This is a genomic window from Rhodanobacter ginsengisoli, assembly GCF_042657065.1.
GTDB classification, from domain to species: domain Bacteria; phylum Pseudomonadota; class Gammaproteobacteria; order Xanthomonadales; family Rhodanobacteraceae; genus Rhodanobacter; species Rhodanobacter ginsengisoli.
This window is the reverse complement of sequence record NZ_JBHSNF010000002.1, coordinates 357415-372711: the sequence shown is the minus strand read 5'-3', so window position 1 is coordinate 372711 and position 15297 is coordinate 357415. Positions and strand designations below refer to the sequence as shown.

18 protein-coding genes and 1 pseudogene are annotated in these 15297 nt (G+C 66.6%); 14 read left to right on the top strand and 5 right to left on the bottom strand.

Going from position 1 to position 15297, the window contains the following annotated elements:
* Nucleotides 1-11: 11 nt before the first annotated feature.
* A complete protein-coding gene (locus ACFPPA_RS10875; RefSeq protein WP_377319786.1) occupies nucleotides 12-272 on the bottom strand; it encodes a hypothetical protein in 261 nt (86 codons plus the stop codon).
* Between ACFPPA_RS10875 and ACFPPA_RS10870 the strand changes: the two genes are divergently transcribed.
* From ACFPPA_RS10870 to ACFPPA_RS10835, 8 genes are all read left to right on the top strand, one after another.
* Nucleotides 271-963, top strand: a complete 693-nt coding sequence (locus tag ACFPPA_RS10870) for an N-acetylmuramidase family protein (protein WP_377319785.1) — start codon at nucleotides 271-273, stop codon at nucleotides 961-963. The genes ACFPPA_RS10875 and ACFPPA_RS10870 overlap by 2 nt on opposite strands.
* Before the next feature lie 29 nt (nucleotides 964-992).
* Nucleotides 993-1466, top strand: coding sequence for a hypothetical protein (locus ACFPPA_RS10865; RefSeq protein WP_377319784.1), 474 nt, complete (start codon nucleotides 993-995; stop codon nucleotides 1464-1466).
* A gap of 83 nt (nucleotides 1467-1549) precedes the next feature.
* Nucleotides 1550-2053: a DUF4336 domain-containing protein gene (locus ACFPPA_RS10860; protein WP_377319783.1), complete on the top strand. Its 504-nt coding sequence runs from the start codon at nucleotides 1550-1552 to the stop codon at nucleotides 2051-2053.
* Entirely contained in the window at nucleotides 2053-2397 is a 345-nt protein-coding gene (locus ACFPPA_RS10855; protein WP_377319782.1) for a hypothetical protein, read from the top strand. Before ACFPPA_RS10860 ends, ACFPPA_RS10855 begins: the two co-directional genes overlap by 1 nt.
* A gap of 342 nt (nucleotides 2398-2739) precedes the next feature.
* Nucleotides 2740-3720, top strand: a complete 981-nt coding sequence (locus ACFPPA_RS10850; RefSeq protein WP_377319781.1) for a DJ-1/PfpI family protein — start codon at nucleotides 2740-2742, stop codon at nucleotides 3718-3720.
* Nucleotides 3717-4751, top strand: a complete 1035-nt coding sequence (locus tag ACFPPA_RS10845; protein WP_377319780.1) for a GlxA family transcriptional regulator — start codon at nucleotides 3717-3719, stop codon at nucleotides 4749-4751. Before ACFPPA_RS10850 ends, ACFPPA_RS10845 begins: the two co-directional genes overlap by 4 nt.
* A 124-nt stretch (nucleotides 4752-4875) precedes the next feature.
* The gene (locus tag ACFPPA_RS10840) at nucleotides 4876-5310 is read left to right on the top strand and encodes a response regulator transcription factor (RefSeq protein WP_377319779.1); all 435 of its coding nucleotides are present in this window, start codon (nucleotides 4876-4878) and stop codon (nucleotides 5308-5310) included.
* A 108-nt stretch (nucleotides 5311-5418) separates the two neighbouring features.
* Entirely contained in the window at nucleotides 5419-5955 is a 537-nt protein-coding gene (locus tag ACFPPA_RS10835; RefSeq protein WP_377319778.1) for a DUF4199 domain-containing protein, read from the top strand.
* A gap of 188 nt (nucleotides 5956-6143) precedes the next feature.
* Here the strand turns inward: ACFPPA_RS10835 and ACFPPA_RS10830 are convergent, their stop codons facing one another.
* Entirely contained in the window at nucleotides 6144-6755 is a 612-nt protein-coding gene (locus ACFPPA_RS10830) for a DUF998 domain-containing protein (RefSeq protein ID WP_377319777.1), read from the bottom strand.
* A 192-nt stretch (nucleotides 6756-6947) separates the two neighbouring features.
* On the opposite strand from ACFPPA_RS10830, the gene ACFPPA_RS10825 reads away from it, so the two are divergent.
* From ACFPPA_RS10825 to ACFPPA_RS10815, 3 genes are all read left to right on the top strand, one after another.
* Nucleotides 6948-7304: a hypothetical protein gene (locus ACFPPA_RS10825; RefSeq protein WP_377319776.1), complete on the top strand. Its 357-nt coding sequence runs from the start codon at nucleotides 6948-6950 to the stop codon at nucleotides 7302-7304.
* A gap of 395 nt (nucleotides 7305-7699) precedes the next feature.
* Nucleotides 7700-8746, top strand: a complete 1047-nt coding sequence (locus ACFPPA_RS10820; RefSeq protein ID WP_377319775.1) for a hypothetical protein — start codon at nucleotides 7700-7702, stop codon at nucleotides 8744-8746.
* 219 nt (nucleotides 8747-8965) lie between these two features.
* Nucleotides 8966-10159 carry a serine hydrolase domain-containing protein gene (locus tag ACFPPA_RS10815; protein ID WP_377319774.1) on the top strand — a complete coding sequence of 398 codons (1194 nt, stop codon included), beginning with the start codon at nucleotides 8966-8968 and terminating at the stop codon, nucleotides 10157-10159.
* 172 nt (nucleotides 10160-10331) lie between these two features.
* Here ACFPPA_RS10815 and ACFPPA_RS10810 read toward each other — a convergent pair whose 3' ends face one another.
* Nucleotides 10332-10835 carry a PepSY domain-containing protein gene (locus ACFPPA_RS10810; RefSeq protein ID WP_377319773.1) on the bottom strand — a complete coding sequence of 168 codons (504 nt, stop codon included), beginning with the start codon at nucleotides 10833-10835 and terminating at the stop codon, nucleotides 10332-10334.
* Nucleotides 10836-11093: 258 nt separating this feature from the next.
* On the opposite strand from ACFPPA_RS10810, the gene ACFPPA_RS10805 reads away from it, so the two are divergent.
* Together ACFPPA_RS10805 and rox are read left to right on the top strand one after the other, a co-directional pair.
* Entirely contained in the window at nucleotides 11094-11759 is a 666-nt protein-coding gene (locus ACFPPA_RS10805; protein WP_377319772.1) for a glutathione S-transferase, read from the top strand.
* A 256-nt stretch (nucleotides 11760-12015) separates the two neighbouring features.
* Complete coding sequence (gene rox / locus ACFPPA_RS10800) at nucleotides 12016-13443, top strand: rifampin monooxygenase (protein WP_377319771.1); 1428 nt, start codon at nucleotides 12016-12018, stop codon at nucleotides 13441-13443.
* A 72-nt stretch (nucleotides 13444-13515) separates the two neighbouring features.
* On the opposite strand, the gene ACFPPA_RS10795 is transcribed toward rox, so the two are convergent.
* Nucleotides 13516-14238, bottom strand: a complete 723-nt coding sequence (locus tag ACFPPA_RS10795) for a LysR substrate-binding domain-containing protein (protein WP_377319770.1) — start codon at nucleotides 14236-14238, stop codon at nucleotides 13516-13518.
* Between ACFPPA_RS10795 and ACFPPA_RS10790 the strand changes: the two are divergent.
* A pseudogene (locus ACFPPA_RS10790) lies at nucleotides 14173-14784 on the top strand (aldo/keto reductase); the annotation flags it as partial. The gene ACFPPA_RS10795 and the pseudogene ACFPPA_RS10790 overlap by 66 nt on opposite strands.
* 42 nt (nucleotides 14785-14826) lie before the next feature.
* Here ACFPPA_RS10790 and ACFPPA_RS10785 read toward each other — a convergent pair.
* Entirely contained in the window at nucleotides 14827-15279 is a 453-nt protein-coding gene (locus tag ACFPPA_RS10785) for a hypothetical protein (protein ID WP_377319769.1), read from the bottom strand.
* Nucleotides 15280-15297 lie beyond the last annotated feature (18 nt).

Sequence of the window (15297 nt, the reverse complement as noted above, 5' to 3'; positions counted from 1 at the left end):
CCCTGACACCTTCATTCGAGGCCTTCCACGCCTTCAGTCCCGCCATCCAATGTTGTGATTGCATTGGTACGGTCTTTCGAGAGCACTCGCACCGCGTATGATGGCGGAACCACACGTATGTGAACGGGGATGATGGCCATGGCGAACTTCCGGATTCCCGGTCCGACCTTGTGGGGCGAACAAATGGCGATGCGGGGAGGCGGGCAGCCGATGCTGTTTTCAGGCGTGCCCGCATCGAGCGTGTTCCGCTCGCCGCTGGCAGCGTCGCCCATGCTTTTCCCCACGGCGGGGTTTGCTATCAGCGGCATGGGAGCCGGTGTGTGCCTGGCCGGGAGCTTGCCCACGCCGGCGCCGGATGTGTCGTTCCTGTTTCGCATGTGTCTCAACCCGAAGCGCGGGATCAGCGCCCAGGACTATGCCGATGCCGCCGCACTGCTGGGTGTGGAAGTGGCTGCCATCCAGGCGGTGGCCGAGGTGGAGACGGCGGGTTCGGCTTTCGACGACTATGGGCGGCCGCGCATCCTGTTCGAGCGGCATTACTTCCACCGATTGACGCAGGGGCGTTACGACAAGCGCCATCCCGACATATCCAACAGTCTGGCGGGCGGGTACGGAAAGTTTTCCGCGCAGTACGGCAAGCTGGAAAGGGCCTATGTACTCGATGCCGCGGCTGCGCTCGAATCCGCATCCTGGGGGCGTTTCCAGATCATGGGCAGCAACTACCGGGATGCCGGATTCGTTTCGGTACAGGAGTTCGTGTTGGCGCTGGCGCGTACCGAAGCGGCACACCTGCAGGCGTTCGCCAGCTTCGTATCGGCCAACAAGGGGCTGCACAAGGCGCTCGAAAAGAAGGACTGGGCTGCTTTCGCCAAGGCGTATAACGGCAAGGGCTACAAGAAGAACGATTACGACAGCAAGTTGAAGAACGCCTACGACAAGTTCGCCAAGGGGGTCTCGAAGTGATTCACCGTACTCTCCGCTGCAGGATCGGCTTGCCGCTGCTCGCGCTGGCCTCGTGCAGCGCCTGTGCGACGCAGCCCGTCTCCGGCTCGTTGTGCGAAGCGCCGCAGGCCACGTACCTGAGTTGCCAGACGGCGCGGCACAAGACGATCAGCCTGTGCGGCGCCCTGCCATCCGCGCTGCAGTATCGCTATGGCAAGGCGGGGCATGTGGAGCTGGCGTTTCCGGATGATGCGGCGCAGGGAGCGCAGCAGTTCGCCTACGCCCATTACAGCCGCTACCAGGTCGAACGTACCGAAATCAGTTTCAGCCATGGCGCTGCCGATTACACCTTGTTCGACTACACCGAGGATGGTCACCGCACGGCGGGCGTGCAGGTCAGTACCGCGGACGGCAAGGCAGCGGAAATCCGTTGTGCCGGCGTGATCCAGGGGGCACTGAGCCCGCTGGGCAAGAGCTTGAAGTGCGATGCGGACAGCGCCCTCAACGGCGGGCACTGCCCTTGAGCCGGCAGGTGCCCGGAAAGCTGACTGGGACGAATGGGAAATGGTGTCAGGGGCAGTTCAGAGGCAGTCGCGGTAGCGTTTGAATGGCCCGGATCGATTACCGGCACCCCGACACTAACGCCGAAAAAGGTGTCAGGGACAATTTCTGGAAGAGTAATGTCCGCTCCATTAGGGCACCCATGCTTGGAGGCAGTGCTGTGGCTGGTTCTCTCGAGGTCTTCGTTCCCGGCGCGCTGTGGCTTCGGGCCTATGCCGTATCCCTGGGTGGGGCGCGGATCAACGCGCGGATGACGGTGATCAAGCTGCGCAGCGGCGAGATCCTGATCCATTCCCCATGTCCGTTCGACGAGGCGTTGACCGCCGAGGTGGCGGCGCTGGGGCCGGTCGCGGCGATCATCGCGCCGGGCAATTTCCACTGGCTCCACGTGCGTTCGTGTCAGCAGGTGTTTCCCCAGGCGGTGACCTGCATCTGCCCTGGCGTCGAGCAGCGGGCGAAGGAGCTCACCTTTGACGAGGTCCTCGGCGACGAGGCGCCGGCACTGTGGCAGGGTGAGCTGTCACAGGTGCTTCTCAGGGACCGCGCGTGATGCGTGAGGTCGCGCTCTTCCACCACGCCAGCAAGACGCTGATCCTCGTCGACCTGGTCGAGAACGTCACGGCGGCCACGCCGAATACCAATGGGCTTCTGCGGTTCCTGTTCCGGATGATCGGGATGTGGAACACGCCCGGCCCGGCGCCCGAGTACCGGCTGGGCTGGGGTGACAAGGCGCTCGTGCGCCAGTGTCTGATGCGTATCCTGCAGTGGGACTTCGAGCGCGTGATCCTCTCCCACGGCGACCTCATCACCCGCGACGCCAGGCAAGTCATCGCCCATGCCTGGCGGAAGATCCTGGGTCGCGCCTTTCGCGCGGCGCTTGCGTCCAGCGGTTGATGTTCGCGGCGATCTGCGCGAAATCGGGACCGAGGAAGTCGAGTCGAATGGACTTCCTCCGTTCCCTTTCCGATTGGCAGTAAATGCACGTTTTATGTCCTTCCTGCCACGAGGCGTTCTCTGACAATGGCTCCCGGGCATCCGCCCTTCGCCATGGGAAACCTCATGAACATCACCGTTCGTTCCGTGCTTGTCGCTGCGGTTGCAGCGCTGCTTGTGCCGGCCGTTTCGACAGCGGCAGGTCGGCCGGCGCCCTCGCCAACGCGTATCGCCGCGGCGCCGGTCGCGTCGCCAGCGGGGAAGATCGCGCCTTACCGTGCAAGATTCGGCCGTGCGCAACCGGTGATCGCCGTCGTCGGCGAGAACAGTGGCACCGAGCTTACCGACTACGTGATTCCCTACGGCGTCTTGAAACAATCCGGTGTCGCGAAAACGATTGCGGTCGCGACGCGGCCGGGCCCGATCACCATGCGGCCCGCGTTGCGCCTGCAGCCGCAAGCCACCATCGCGGCGTTCGACGCGGACTATCCCGAGGGCGCCGACTACGTGATCGTGCCCGCGGTGGTCAAACGCGACGACCCGGTGCTGTTGGCATGGATCGCGGCGCAGGGCGCGAAGGGCGGCACCATCGTCAGCATCTGCGATGGTGCGCTGGTGGTGGCGAACACGGGACTGATGAAGGGGCATCGCGCCACCGCGCACTGGGCCACCCAGGCGCTGCGGGCGAAGGCCTATCCCGACGTCGACTGGGTGAAAAACGTCCGCTATGTGGCGGACGGCCGGATCGTCTCCAGCGCCGGCATCAGCGCGTCCATCCCCGTTTCGATCGCGCTGGTCGAAGCGATCGCCGGCCACGACCGTGCCGCCGCGCTGGCGAACGAACTCGGCGTTTCCGACTGGAGCACGGTCCATGACAGCGACGTGTTCCGGCCACGATTCGGGGTCAACCTGATGGCGTTCGTACGCACGACCTACAGCAATGCGCGCCTGCATGCGATGCAGAGCATCGGCGTGCCCGTCGCGGCGGGCGTGGATGAGATCGCGCTGGCGCTCATCGCCGACGCGTACTCGCGCACCGGTCGCAGCCATGCCTATGCGTTGTCCGCCTCGGACGCGCCGCTGCCCACGCGGCACGGACTGATGCTGTTGCCGGACCGCATCGTCGGCGGCGCGGATCCGGTCGATCGGGTGCTGCCCCCGTTCGACGCCACGCCCTCGGCGCGCATGCTCGACAAGGCGCTGGCCGGCATCGCGGAACGCTATGGTCGCTCGACCGCCTATGGCGTCACGCTGGATTTCGAATACCCGGGTTTCAGGAAATGACCCCGGTCGCCACCCGTAAAACGCGCCGGGTCGTGCTGCTGGCGCATGAGCAGATGAACCTGCTCGACCTGGCCGGCCCGCTGCAGGCGTTGTCCACCGCGAGCAAGCTCTTTTCCCGCCACGAGCCGGCCTTGTACGAAACGATCGTCGCCTCCGTCGATGGCGGGCTGGTCGGCACCAGCGCGGGACTGCCGATCATGACGGTACCGCTGTCCGCGCTGCACGACATGCCGATCGACACGCTCATCGCGCCGGGCGGCTGCAAGGGCGACGAGATGTGCGCGCCGCCGCGGCTGGTGGCGTGGATCGCGCTTCGCGCACCGCACGTGCGCCGGCTGTGCTCGGTGTGTACCGGTGCGTTTCTGCTCGCCGCGGCCGGCATGCTGGACGGGCGACGCGTGGCCACGCATTGGGACTGGGTCGCGCGACTGGAAAAGCTGCATCCCGCCATCCAGGTCGATGGCGACCGGATCTTCATCCAGGACGGCCCGGTGTGGACGTCGGCGGGCGTCAGTGCGGGCATCGACCTCACGCTGGCGCTGATCGAGGAAGACTACGGTCACCGCGTCGCCATCGAAACCGCGCGGCAACTCGTGATGTTCATCAAACGCTCGGGCGGGCAGTCGCAATTCAGCGTTCCGCTGGCGGCGCAGTCGGACGCGACCGGCAAGTTCGCCGACCTGCATGTGTGGATCGCCGCGCACCTCGCCGACGACCTCAGCATCGGACGCCTTGCCGAACAGGCCGGCATGTCGCCGCGCACGTTCGCCCGCGCCTACGCCGACGCGCACGGCCGCACTCCGGCCCGGACGGTGGAAGCGATGCGCATGGAAGTCGCCTGCCGCGCACTGGAGGAGACCGCGCTACCGCTGAAGACCCTCGCTACCCGCGCCGGCTACGCGAACGAGCAGAGCCTGCGCCGCGCGTTTCAACGCCGGCTCGGCATCGGTCCGATGCAGTACCGGGAGCGCTTCTCGGCGCAGGGCCATGCACCGAGCGATGGATCAAAGACGACGATCGGCAGCCGGTGATGGCTCCTCTCGGGTGAAAAGAAGAAAGGGTGTCGGGAACAAATTCCGGCCCCTGTTCTCGCGGCCTCCGGGATGAGCAAACTGTTCCCGTTGCCGCCCTCGGAGCAGCGCTAAGATGACGCGCATGGGACGAGCGGAGGCGGCGATGTGGAAGCGGGTGGTCGGCTACGGGGCGCTGCTGGCGGCGGGCACGCTGGCGCTGCAGTGGCTCGACTACCAGCGCCTGGCGCGGACGCATTCGGGCGACATCTACCTGTTCCTGGTGGCGGCTGCCTTCCTGGTGCTGGGCATCGTGCTGGGCGTGCGGGTCTTCGCCGCGCCGCCACCGGTCGCGTTCGACGGCAACCCGAAGGCGCAGGCGGCACTGGGCCTGAGCAAGCGGGAGCTGCAGGTACTGCACGAGCTGGTCGCCGGCCGCTCCAACAAGGAGATCGCCGCGCACCTCCACGTTTCGCCGAACACGGTCAAGACGCACGTGGCGCGGCTGTTCGAGAAGCTGGGCGCGAAGCGGCGCACCGAGGCGATCCGGCGGGCGCGCGAGCTGGGGATCGTGCCCTGAGGCGGCCGTATTCGGGGTGAAAGCAGCAGAATCACCCGTTCGGGCGATTGCCGGACGGAACCGGATCGCGGTCAATGGCGACCCTGCCTTCCATTGAGGAGTCACACCATGTTGCGGACCATCCTGAAGTACGGCGTGATCGCGGGCCTGGTCGTCGGCGGCTTCGAGCTCGTCACCTTCGTCGCCTTCTCCGGCATGCCTCCGTTGAAGTACGGCATGCTGATCGGCTACACGACCATGCTGATCGCGCTGAGCGCGGTGTTCGTGGGAATCAAGCGGCACCGGGACGTCGACCGGGGCGGGGTGATCGGCTTCTGGCCGGCGCTCGGCGTCGGGCTGGGCGTGAGCTTCATCGCCGGGATCTTCTATGTGGCCGCATGGGAAGCGGTGCAGGCGATGACCCACATGGATTTCGCCAGCTCCTATGCGCAGGCGATCATCGCGAGCGAGAAGGCGAAGGGCGCCAGCGCCGAGGCGCTGGCGAAGCTGAGCGCCGACATGGATGCATTCAAGGTCCAGTACGCGAACCCGATGTACCGCCTGCCGATGACGTTCGTGGAGATCTTCCCGGTCGGCGTGCTGGTGTCGCTGATCTCGGCGGGACTGCTGCGCAACAGCCGCTTCCTGCCCGCGCGGCGGGGGTGAAGGGTTTGTGACCACAGGTGCGTCGGGCGGCCGGTGGCGTGGGTTTCAGATTGACTGGCCTGAGATGAACCTGTGGGTGACGCGGCAACCCTGACCGCGGAAGCCAAGACGAAGGGACGTGAGCCGAAGGGGCTGTCTCCTCTCTCCCCTGCGTGGGAATCACGCTGCTGCGGGGCGCTGCGAGACGGTCAGCCGAGCCGCCGTATCCGCATCAGCAGCACGGCATATCCCGCGCACCAGCAGAACCAGGCCGCGAACAGCAGCCGCTGCACCACGCCGTAGACGGGCTGGATGTGAAGCCAGAGATCGCCGTGCCGGTGCAGGGTCGTCATGTTGGCGGCGAGGGCGAGCAGGACGAGCGCGTACATGACGAACGAAAACGTCCGTATCGGCCGGGTGCGTGGCACGGATCGGCCGACCAGCGCGGCCGCCAGCGGCGCCTGGTAGCCCACCAGTTCGGACAGGCCGAAGACGTTGTGCAGCGGCTGCGGGAACGCAAAAACGCCCACCCCCGCGGCGGAAATCGCCATGGCCCCCACGAGGCCGGCGGGCAGGGTGGAACAGCCGGCCGCCCGCAGCGTGGCGGCGGCGCCGGTGGCGAACACGATCAGGCAGGCCGCGACGAGCAGAAGCAGGACGCTGAAGGCGAGCCTTCCCGGGGAACCGACTTCTCCCAGTTCGCTGACCGTCTGGCGGACGTGGCTGTAGCCGGGAATCATCAGGCCGACCGCGAACATCCCCGTGAAAAGCAGCACCGCGGCGAGCGGACCGAGCCAGAGGCGGACTTGCGCGTCAGTCATGTGTGGTTCCCCCTGTGTCGGCCCATGGTAATCGAGGTCGTCGGAAAAGAGCCTTCCCCAAGCGTAAGCATGCCGCCGGATCGGCGCCGTTCCGCTACGCTTCGGATCGGGTCCGCCGCCCCGAGCGGCCATGGTTCACTTTTCCATGGCATGGCGGCATCTGCCAAGCCGTACAGCGGCGGGATGAAGACGATGGCCGACATATCGCCGCAGGATTTCGTATCGCAGCTGCACGCCGCCGTCGTGGAGGTGAGCACGGCGACCTACCGTGACCTGCTTTTCAATACGCGCGCCGACCAGGCGTCGGATCCCTACTGGAAGCGCGTGCTGACACTTTTCGGCGAGCTGACCCCGGAGCAGCGGGAAGTGTTGCTGGAGCTGACCCGTCAGGTGGCCATCGATGCCACCGCCAACGTACTGGGCATCATCGACGGCGCCTGTTCCATGAATGACGCGAACTCCCGTTTTCGCCTGACTTACGGTGGCCGGGATCTTGCCGGCGAGCTGCAGAGCCTGTTTCTCGAGCAGGCCGAGCAATCCTCGCCCTGAGATCTGCCCGGGCGTGGCCGACCGGTAGCTGAACGTGCATCTGCCGCTGTTGCCTGGCTGGTGGCGGCGCACGTTCGGCGGCGTTGTCGCCCGGCGGGTATGCCCACCCCCGGATCAGCCGGGGCCGGCGCGAGCCGGAGCCGCAAATTCGTTGTGCCGCCGTGGAGCTGGTCGCACTGCCACGTGAAATCGGCGCCCGCCGCCGGCGGAAACGCCCGATGGCGACCGCCCACGCTCACGCCACCGTCGCGCGAGTAATTGATGATGATCAAGTCGGCCGCTCCGGCGGCGGTTCACGCTGGCTGTGCCCTGTCCCTGCCGAAACGGCAGCCACAGGCAAATGCGGTGGTTGTGAGGTGACGGCGGCAACGACTGATCCAATGGGAGTTAAGACGATGCGTTACTTGATTCTTTTCATGGTGATACTCATCGGTCCGGCGATCTCCAGCCAGGCTCAGGCCCAGTCCCAGCTGAGCATCAGCATCGGAAACCGCGGCGTCAGCCTCGGGTTCGTGATGTCGACATATCCGACGCTGGTGCGCATTCCGGGCTATCCGGTTTATTACGACCCGCGAGTGGATGCGAACTACTTCTTCTACGATGGCCTGTACTGGGTCTTCTGGGACGACAACTGGTATTCGAGCACCTGGTACGACGGTCCGTGGGATCTGGTTCCGCCCGCCTATGTACCGTTGTTCGTGCTGCGCGTACCGGTGCGCTACTACCGCCGCCCACCGGTCTACTTCCGCGGCTGGCGTTACGATGCCGCCCCGCGCTGGGGCGATCACTGGGGTCGCGACTGGGAACGGCAGCGCAGCGGATGGGATCGCTGGGACCGTCGCTCCGTGCCCAGGGCCGCGCCGTTGCCCGCCTATCAACGGCATTACAGCGGCAACCGTTATCCCCGCCAGCTCGACCAGCAGCGCTCGATCGAGTCCCGCAGCTATCGCTACCGGCCACGCGAATCGGTGAGCCGGCAGATTCTCGATCAGCGTCGCCGTGGCGCGGAATCGCATGGCCGGCAGCAGCAGCGGCAACAACAGGACGATCGGCAGCAGCGGCAACAACAGGACGATCGGCAGCAGCAACAGCAACTGCGAGGCCGGCAGCAGCAGGATGTTCAGCAGCGGCAAGAGCGGAATGCCCGGCAGCAGCAGGATGTTCGGCAGCAACAGCAACTGCGAGGCCGGCAGCAGCAGGATGTCCAGCTGCAACAGCAGCAGAAGGCTCGGCAGCAGCAGAGTGTCGAGCAGCAACAGCAGCTGCGAGGCCGCCAGCAGCAGGATGTTCAGCGGCAACAGCAGCGGAGAGCCCAGCAGCAACGTTCGCAGCCCGCACGGAACGCCCGCGGTGCCGACAACAAGGACAGGAAGGGCCGGACTGACAAGGACAAGGACAAGGGCCAGAAAGACGACCATCGGGACGGCAGCGGGCATCCCTAGCCCGTGACCTGTCGCACGGGCTCCGGGCACCGATGCTGAAACGATCGATGCTCCACTGACAGGCGCGGCCTCGTCCACTCGACGAGGCCGCGTTTTCTTTGTGCGCGTCCGGCGGCCGCCAGTGGCGTTCGGGATCGACCCATCCGGCTCGGCGCCGAAGGCATCGGGGCCTCCCGGACGGTACCATCGGGATCCCGCCACTACCCGACGCGCAACGCCATGTATCCAGGAATCCGCAGCCGCCTGCTGGTCGCCGTACTGTGCCTCGCGGTCGCGCTGCCATCGACAGCCCGCGAGCCGCATGCGCCGACCATCGGCCAGCAACGCGAGGCGGTGCTGTTCTGGCCGCAGGCGCAGCGCGAGGCGCAGTTCCGGCGGATGTACCGGCGGTTCCCCAGTGACCGTGCCGCGCACGGCACACATGTCCATGCATTGCCGCCGGGCCGGCCGCTGACGCTGGGTGAGGGTGTGCTGGCCCGCTACATGGGCCCGCGCCACATCGCCGGGGTGATGGTGCTGCAGCACGGTCGTGTCCGCCTGCAGCGTTATGCGCTGGGCTTCGGGCCGGCGCAGCGCTGGGAGTCGTTCTCGGTGGCCAAGTCGGTCACCTCCACCTTGCTGGGGATCGCGCTGCAGCGGGGCGACATCCACGGCATGGACGACACGCTGGGTACCTACATCCCGGAATTGCGCGACAGCGCCTATGCCGACGTCACGGTGCAGCAGCTGCTGACGATGACGTCGGGCGTGCACTGGAACGAGGACTATGCCGACGCGAAGTCGGATGTGGCGCAGATGTATCTCGGCGCCTGCGTCGATGGCCAGGCGCACGTGCTGTCGTACCTGGCGAAACAGCCGCGGCAATGGCCGGCCGGCACGCACTGGAACTACAACACCGCGGAAACCGATCTGCTCGGCATCCTGGTGCAACGGGCCACGCACCGCTCATTGGTGGCCTACCTGTCGCAGACGATCTGGAAGCCGTACGGCATGGCGTCCGATGCGTACTGGATCAAGGACGAATGCGATGGCAGCGACACCGGCGGCAGCGGCCTGTCGGCCACGCTGGGCGACTACGCGCGGCTGGGGCAATTCATGCTCGATGGCGGTCGCATCGCGGGCAGGCCGGTGGTCGCCAGGGCGTGGCTCGACGGTGCACTGCGCCGCCAGGAAAATGTCGATGAGCCCGGCCGTGGCTACGGCTATCTGTGGTGGACTGACAGCGACGGCAGCTATGCCGCGATCGGCATCTTCGGCCAGCTGGTCTACGTCGATCCTTCGCGCCAGCTGGTGATCGCCCAGGTGGGTGCGTGGCCGCATGCGACGTCCGATGCGTTGATGGCCGCGCGGCGCGAGTTCGTGGCCGCGGTGAAGCACGCGGTGGATGCGCAGCCGGAGAAGTCGACGCGCTGACCCGGGTGGCGTGGCGGAGAAAAAGCGCGAGCAATGGAAGCCACCCGGATCGCTTTGCGTCCATCCCGAAAGCGCGACCGGCTCCGTCGCCCTTCCGCGCGTGGCCCAACGAAGAAGCCCGACGCGATGGACGCGCCGGGCTTCTTCGTAACCTCATCGCCCATCCGATGGGTCAATCGTGCGATTTGGCCACGACGCTGCCATCGTCCGGATCGACCAACAGCTCGACGTCGGTTCCCTGCGCCGTCTTGGCCTCGGCGGCCCACAGGCCCTCTTTGAACTCCACGTCATCGACGTTCAGGTAGCCGGCGGCGGCGAGCTTGGCGCTGACCTCGTCCTTGTTGAGCCTGGATGGCGCATCGGCGGGATAGACCTTGCCGTTGACCGGTCCGACCGAGAGCTTCACCCAGTTCTTGTTGCCGCCGCGGGCCTTGCTGCGCCATACGCCGTCCTCGAACTCCAGGCCTTTGACTTCCTTGTAGCCGGCACTGGCGATCGCTCCCTTGATGGTTTCCTCGCTCAACGCGCCCGTGGGTGGCTGGGTCTTCCACGAGGTCACCGTGGTGGTGGTCTGGGTGGTGCTGGTCGCCGACTGCGTGGTAGCCGGCATTTCCTGCGCGAGGGCGACGCCGCCAATCGACAGGCCAATCAACAGGGGAAGAATGCGCTTGATCATGTGAACTCCATTTGGCACGAGTGATGTCGCCTGCTTGCGCTGGCGTCGTTCAAACCGGTGTGAACCTGCAGTGGACGCTCAACGCCGAGTTCTGCAGTACGCATGGAACCACGGTGTCCCGGACGCTGGCGTGAAGGCGCTCGTTTTCGATCAAGGGACGCAGACGATCGATGCGTCCCCCTTGCCGGATAATGGCTTGCGTCCGCTTTACCCTGGCCGGGCGCATCGGTCCCGCAACGCAAGAGTCACTTCCATTTCATGCGCGTCGCCAATCTCCCTCCCATGCCGTTGCTCTACAGCTACCGCCGCTGTCCTTATGCGATGCGCGCTCGCATGGCCCTGCTTCGGGCGGGGCGGGCGTTCCATGCGTTCGAGGTCGACCTGCGCGACAAGCCCGCCGCGATGCTCGCGCTGTCGCCCAAGGGCACGGTGCCGGTACTGCAGTTGCCCGATGGACGGGTGCTGCAGGAGAGCTGGGACATCATGCAATGGGCATGGGCCGGGAACGATCGCGACGGCTGGTGGAGCAGGGCGCAATCCGCGCGGAACCTCGAGCTGCTGCAGTGTAACGACGGCGACTTCAAGCATCAGCTGGACCGCTACAAGTATCCCGGGCGCTACCCGGACGAAACGCGTTCGCGCGAGACGCACCGCGCGCATGCCGTGGCGACCTTGCTGGTGCCGCTGGAGGATCGGTTGCAACAGCAGCCGTATCTCGGTGGCGTTGCGCCCTGCGCGACGGACCTGGCGATCTTTCCGTTCGTGCGCCAGTTCGCCGCGGTGGAACCGCCGTGGTTTGCCGGGCAGGCGTTGCCCGCGCTGCGAGCGTGGCTGGCGGTGTGGTTGGGCAGTCGCCTGTTCGAGGTCTGCATGAGCAAGTTGCCGGCGCAGAGCGTGGTGGTTTTCCCCGGGCTTCCCGACTGAATTGCGCGCCGGGGTGGAACCCGATCGCTCCGTCGTCGGCAGGGAACAAGGCGGACTCACTCATCCCGTTTTCAATATATAGCCCGCCACGGGGCTTGCGGCAAGACCCGGATCCTGCGGCAGGATCGCCGGCCGAGGCTGGAACCAGCGGACACGGGAGCGGGGAGATGCGTGTGATGTATTCAACGGGCGGCGCGTGCGGTGAGCTCGAATGGGTGGTGGAACGGTCGGGGCTTTCGACGCACCGGGGGTGGCGATGATCGATGTGATCATTGCCGGTGGCGGACCGACCGGCTTGATGCTGGCCTGCGAGCTACGACTGCATGGTGTGCACGCGCTGGTGCTGGAGAAAGCGGCGCAGCCGACCAGGGTGGTCCGCGCGCTTGGCCTGCACGCACGCAGCATCGAGTTGATGGACCAGCGCGGCCTGCTGGAGCGATTCCTCGCGCTCGGTACGAAGTACCCCGTCGGTGGTTTCTTCGCCGGCATTGCAAAGCCGCCGCCCGAGCGGCTCGACACCGCACATCCGTACGTCCTGGGCATCCCGCAGACCCTCACCGAGCGCCTGCTGACCGAGCATGCCGCCGAACTCGGCGTCGAGATGCGGCGTGGCTGCGAACTGGTCGGGCTGCGCCAGGACGAGCAAGGGGTCACTGCCGAGCTGGCCGACCGCACGCGGCTGCGCGCGCGCTACCTGGTTGGCTGCGACGGCGGCCGCAGCACGGTGCGCAAGCTCCTCGGCGTCGCCTTTCCCGGCGAGCCCACCCGGGTCGACACGCTGTTGGGCGAGGTGGAGCTGACCGCGTCGACGGAGACGATCAACGCCGTGAATGCCGAAGTCCGCAAGACCCAGAAGCGGTTCGGCGCCATGCCGCTCGGGGACGGGGTCTACCGCGTCGTCGTGCCCGCCGCCGGGGTGGCCAGGGACCGCAGGGTCCCGCCGACCCTGGACGAGCTGAAGCAGCAGCTGCGGGAGATCGCCGGCAGCGACTTCGGCGCCCACTCGCCGCGCTGGCTTTCCCGCTTCGGCGACGCCACCCGGCAGGCCGAGTGCTACCGGATCGGCCGGGTGCTGCTGGCCGGCGACGCGGCGCACATCCACCCGCCGATCGGTGGGCAGGGACTGAATCTCGGCATCCAGGACGCGTTCAACCTGGGCTGGAAACTGGCCGCCGAGGTCAACGGCTGGGCGCCGGAGGGGTTGCTGGACAGCTACCACAGCGAACGGCACCCGGTAGCCGCCGACGTGCTGGACAACACCCGCGCGCAGATGGCGTTGACGTCCCTCGACCCCGGTTCCCGGGCAGTACGGCGGCTGGTCTCGGACCTGATGGATTTCGAGGAGGTGAACCGCTTCCTGATCGAGAAGATCACCGCGATCGGCATCCGCTACGACTTCGGCGAGGGCCATGAACTGCTCGGTCGGCGGCTGCGGGACGTGACGTTGAAGCGGGGTCGGCTCTACGCGCTGATGCATGGTGGCCGCGGGCTGCTGCTCGATCCGACCGGCCGGCTTGCGGTGGACGGCTGGTCGGATCGGGTCGACCACGTCGTCGACGCCAGCGCGGAACTGGATGTCCCCGCCGTGCTGTTGCGGCCGGACGGTCACGTGGCGTGGGTCGGCGAAGATCGGCAGGATCTGCTCGGGCAGTTGCCACGGTGGTTCGGCGCGGCCATCGGCTGAGCGTGGTCATGGCTCGAACAGGCCCGAGTCGGCCGTCGATCCGCAATGCGAGGGTTTGCGTGATCGGCGGCCTCAGCCTCCGCGACGCAGTGCCTCCACCAGCAGCGAGAACGCGGGTGACGGCTGGCGTCGGCTGGGGTAGTAGAGGTGGTAGCCGGGGAAGGGCGGGCACCAGTTCGCCAGCAGGCGTTTCAAGCGGCCCTCGGCGATGTACGAGAGCACCCGGTCCTCGGGCAGGTAGGCCAGGCCGAAGCCGTCGAGCGCGGCGGTGAGGATCTGGCGCACGTCGTTGAAGGCCAGCCGCCCTTCCACGCGCACGTTGAGCGCGTGGCCGTTCTTTTCGAACTCCCACGAATACAGGCCGCCGTGGGTGAGGAAGCGGATGTTGATGCAGTCGTGGCCGGTGAGGTCGCGCGGCGTCTTCACCGCGGGGCGCGAGGCCAGGTAGTCCGGCGCGCCGACCACCGCCATGCGCATCGGCGGACCGATCGGCACGGCGATCATGTCCTGCGCCACCTGCTCGCCCAGGCGGATGCCCGCGTCGAAACGGCCCGCCACGATATCGGTCAGGGTGGAGTCGCTGATCACCTCGACCCGGATGTCCGGATACTCCGGCAGCAGTTTGCGCAACGCCGGCCACAGGATCGTGGTGGCGGCATGTTCGCCGGTGTTGATGCGGATGGTGCCGCCGGGTTTGTCGCGTAGGTCGCCGAGGCTGGCGAGCGCGGCATCGATGTCCTCGAAGTTCGGCGTCAGCGAGTCGAACAGGCGTTCGCCCGCCTCGGTGGGCGCCACGTTGCGCGTGGTGCGGGTCAGCTTGCCAACGAGGAGCTGGTGGGCGAGGCGCTGGCGCCGGTGCGCGAGCGGACCGTGATCGCGACCAAGTTCGGCTTCGACATCGACCTGCAGACCGGTGAACGGCGCGGCGGCGTCAACAGCCGTTCCGAGTACATCAAGGCGGTGGCCGAGGCAGCGCTGAACCGGCTCAGGACCGAACGCATCGATCTGTTCTATCAGCATCGCGTCGACCCCGGCGTGCCGACGGAGGACGTGGCCGGCGCGGTCAGGGACCTGATCGCCGCGGGCAAGGTCGGCCACTTCGGTCTCTCCGAGGCGGGCGTCGGCAGCATCCGCCGGGCTCATGCGGTGCAGCCGGTGGCCGCGGTGCAGAGTGAGTACTCGTTGTGGTGGCGCAGACCGGAGCAGGAGATCCTGCCGACGCTGGAAGAACTCGGCATCGGCTTCGTCTGCTTCAGCCCGCTGGGCGCCGGCTTCCTCACCGGCAAGATCGACCAGAACACCACGTTCGACAGCACGGACTTCCGCACCGCGGTGCCGCGTTAGTCGCCTCCGCCGAGGCACGATGGTCAGGCCTGGTTCTCCTCAACTCCCGCCGCCAAGATAGGGCTTGATGAAATCGTTGGCTTTGTCGAACAGCTTTTCGCCGACCGCCTTGGCGCCACGTTTCAGGGACTCCATGCTCCACCAGCGCTTTTTATCCTCGCGCTTCATTCGCTCGAGGGCAGCGCGTACCTCCTCGGCGGAACTTGCCCTTTCGATCTCTTCCTCCGCTTCGCGAAGGAAGGCGGAAACATGGATTTCCGAAGCAAAGAACTCGACCAGCGCTTCTCGACCCCTCGGGCTCTCGATCAGGCGGTCATTGGCGCGCGTCTGTGCTTCCAGTCGACCGATGCGCGCCCGGTCGGAGGGGCGGAGCGCGTGGTTCAAGTCGCGTCTCATCGCAGCGAGCAGCACCACACCGGTCAGCGCGCTCGCCGCGACGACAATGGCACAGATGAAAATAATCAGCTGGACGGAACTGGCTGTCAGGTTCATTCGATGTCTCCTTGATCG

Excerpts from the sequence above, each read along its gene's own strand:
- ACFPPA_RS10870 (WP_377319785.1), top strand. The coding sequence starts at position 271 with ATGCTTTTCCCCACGGCGGGGTTTGCTATCAGCGGCATGGGAGCCGGT.
- ACFPPA_RS10875 (WP_377319786.1), bottom strand. The coding sequence starts at position 272 with ATGGGCGACGCTGCCAGCGGCGAGCGGAACACGCTCGATGCGGGCACG.
- ACFPPA_RS10860 (WP_377319783.1), top strand. The coding sequence starts at position 1,550 with ATGGCCCGGATCGATTACCGGCACCCCGACACTAACGCCGAAAAAGGT.
- ACFPPA_RS10855 (WP_377319782.1), top strand. The coding sequence starts at position 2,053 with ATGCGTGAGGTCGCGCTCTTCCACCACGCCAGCAAGACGCTGATCCTC.
- ACFPPA_RS10845 (WP_377319780.1), top strand. The coding sequence starts at position 3,717 with ATGACCCCGGTCGCCACCCGTAAAACGCGCCGGGTCGTGCTGCTGGCG.
- ACFPPA_RS10840 (WP_377319779.1), top strand. The coding sequence starts at position 4,876 with ATGGGACGAGCGGAGGCGGCGATGTGGAAGCGGGTGGTCGGCTACGGG.
- ACFPPA_RS10835 (WP_377319778.1), top strand. The coding sequence starts at position 5,419 with ATGTTGCGGACCATCCTGAAGTACGGCGTGATCGCGGGCCTGGTCGTC.
- ACFPPA_RS10830 (WP_377319777.1), bottom strand. The coding sequence starts at position 6,755 with ATGACTGACGCGCAAGTCCGCCTCTGGCTCGGTCCGCTCGCCGCGGTG.
- ACFPPA_RS10825 (WP_377319776.1), top strand. The coding sequence starts at position 6,948 with ATGGCCGACATATCGCCGCAGGATTTCGTATCGCAGCTGCACGCCGCC.
- ACFPPA_RS10820 (WP_377319775.1), top strand. The coding sequence starts at position 7,700 with ATGCGTTACTTGATTCTTTTCATGGTGATACTCATCGGTCCGGCGATC.
- ACFPPA_RS10815 (WP_377319774.1), top strand. The coding sequence starts at position 8,966 with ATGTATCCAGGAATCCGCAGCCGCCTGCTGGTCGCCGTACTGTGCCTC.
- ACFPPA_RS10810 (WP_377319773.1), bottom strand. The coding sequence starts at position 10,835 with ATGATCAAGCGCATTCTTCCCCTGTTGATTGGCCTGTCGATTGGCGGC.
- ACFPPA_RS10805 (WP_377319772.1), top strand. The coding sequence starts at position 11,094 with ATGCGCGTCGCCAATCTCCCTCCCATGCCGTTGCTCTACAGCTACCGC.
- rox (WP_377319771.1), top strand. The coding sequence starts at position 12,016 with ATGATCGATGTGATCATTGCCGGTGGCGGACCGACCGGCTTGATGCTG.
- ACFPPA_RS10785 (WP_377319769.1), bottom strand. The coding sequence starts at position 15,279 with ATGAACCTGACAGCCAGTTCCGTCCAGCTGATTATTTTCATCTGTGCC.